At 56.6% G+C, this 2,084-nt stretch carries 2 protein-coding genes; one reads left to right on the top strand and one right to left on the bottom strand.

Features of this window, described 5'->3' with window-relative positions:
• A partial coding sequence (locus tag BRAS3843_RS16495; protein ID WP_035981902.1) for an alpha/beta hydrolase occupies window positions 1-782 on the bottom strand: 782 nt, incomplete at its 3' end.
• A gap of 1,117 nt (window positions 783-1,899) precedes the next feature.
• Here BRAS3843_RS16495 and BRAS3843_RS41890 point away from each other — a divergent pair.
• On the top strand, window positions 1,900-2,084 hold a 185-nt coding region (locus BRAS3843_RS41890; RefSeq protein WP_035981903.1), incomplete at its 3' end, for a hypothetical protein.

Genomic DNA, 2,084 nt, shown 5'->3' on the forward strand with positions numbered 1-2,084 from the left:
TGAACGATCCTGACGGGGCACTGGATGCCCTGATATTTAAGCGCCAACTGCGCGGCAACAGGAATAAGGAACGCGCTCTCTTCCGCGGCCGCCCTCAATTGCTTGGGTCGGAGAGACAGCGAGATCGGAAATTCGTTCTTGAATTGCGGCGGAACGGCGCGCGGCGCGAACAGCTTGCGAACGAGCTTCGGCATAATGGCCCACGATATGATCGGCGCGATGGTGTAGCGCATCAGATCTCCGAGCAGCGGCACTGCCGGGCCTGACATGAGCCAAAAGTCAATCCGAAAGGTCGGAAAATAGTAGCCGGACGCGAGCACGAGGCCTTTCACGGCATAGTCGCTTTGCAGCGCCAACGCGATCGCCACCAATGTTCCCCAGGAATGGCCGAGTACCACGGGATTGCGCACCCCAAGCTGATCAAGAGCCTTCGCGAACAAGGCGGCTTGTGTCTTGGCCGTCCAGATGCGCGTGCGGGGACGCTGGCTGTAGCCAAACCCTGGCCGGTCGAAGCAAACGACGCGGTAAGAGGCGGCAAGGCGGTCAACTAGACCGCTTAGGATGAGATCCTGAATCATGGTGCCATTGCCATGAAACAGGACCACGCAAGGCGCAGCGGCATCGCCGCGTTCGATGTAATGAAGGCGCACTCCGTCGCACTCGATGAAGACTCCGATCGGCGGGTTCTTTCGCTCCGCTGCCACCTGAAACGCGATATTGCCGAGGATCAGAACGACAACTCCGGCAACGACGACTAGCAGGACGATTTCAGCTGTGGACATCGGGTCAATCTTTAGATGGTCCGCGCTGGCGGTACCTTGAATCGTCGGAACAACTGCGACCTGATGCCTTCGTTCCTGCTCCGCAATCCCGGCTAGCATTCGGCCGCTACGGCGTTCCGCGCAGCCGCATTTGGCCCCTCTTGGTCCAGCACAGACAACAGGCTACGAGTTTGAGGAAAGTCGCCTTCGGCCAAGATTTGACATTCGAATTAAAGAGGCCGCCAACTGAGCCGGCCCTCAATCAAGATGCGAAAAGAACAATCCGAAGGCTTGGGAGAGAATTGTCCAGCGACTTGGCTCAGGTTTGTCTCGCTGTCCGAAATGTCGCAACGTTGAGGTTGAGTATCAGGAAGAATTTGATGAGTTGGCTGCCATCGAGTGCCTAAGTGCGGATGGAAGAGCATCAGCCGCGATCTGGACTTGATCGCCGTGCCGGACACAATTGAGGACAATCCCAAAACTTGGGACCAGGTACCTGGCCGGATGTAGACACAGATTAGCAATCCCAGACATTTTCTGAATTCAGCAGATGCCGACCGAATGTCCGTGGAGGTCACAAGCTTGCGCGAACTGGCCTTGGTTTCTACGGCTTTCCGGGCGGTCTCCCATGACACCGCAAACATGCCCGTTATCCCATAATTTGATTTGTAATTGTGCCGTCGAACTGAATATTGCGCTTTTTATCCTCATCCCATTAATCGAAACTGAAAAAGAGAGCTGGCCAGACCCTCGATCGTAATTAGCAACTTTAGCGGCGACTGGCTGCTTCAGTGCGCCTTCAGACTAACTCAGGTTGATCACCGGAAGGGGCTTACCGTCCGAGATGATGACAACATAGCGCCGATGTCGTCGCCTTCCTGTTCCAGGCGACTGTCAGTGTAATAGACAGTCTTGCCCGATGCCGCGATCATAAATCGCGCCATCTGGACACGCGGCGCCTGCGAGAACAGGGGCGCGAGGGGGGCTGCATCCGCACTCGGTTCCCCATGGAACAGGCGGAGCCCGTAGTTAAGCGGTGCTCGGAGCAGCCTTTTCGCTGAGAGCCAAGTTGCCGCGACAGTGTCTCTGTGCCATTTTCGTTGCGCGTGAACAGCGACCGCGGCATTGGTGTTGCCACATGCGAAGCTGGCTTTTTCTGACCATTCTTTTCTTAGCAGCTGATATTTTTAGCTCCGCGGGCGCTGCGGCAGCGCCGAAGCGCGTCTTGTTGCTCCACTCATTCGGGCCTCAATTCGTGCCCTGGGTCTTCATCGCAGCAGAATTCCGCGAGCAACTCTTCAAGCAGTCCCAGGACAGGATCGA

The sequence above is a fragment of the Bradyrhizobium sp. STM 3843 genome, assembly GCF_000239815.1.
GTDB lineage: Bacteria > Pseudomonadota > Alphaproteobacteria > Rhizobiales > Xanthobacteraceae > Bradyrhizobium.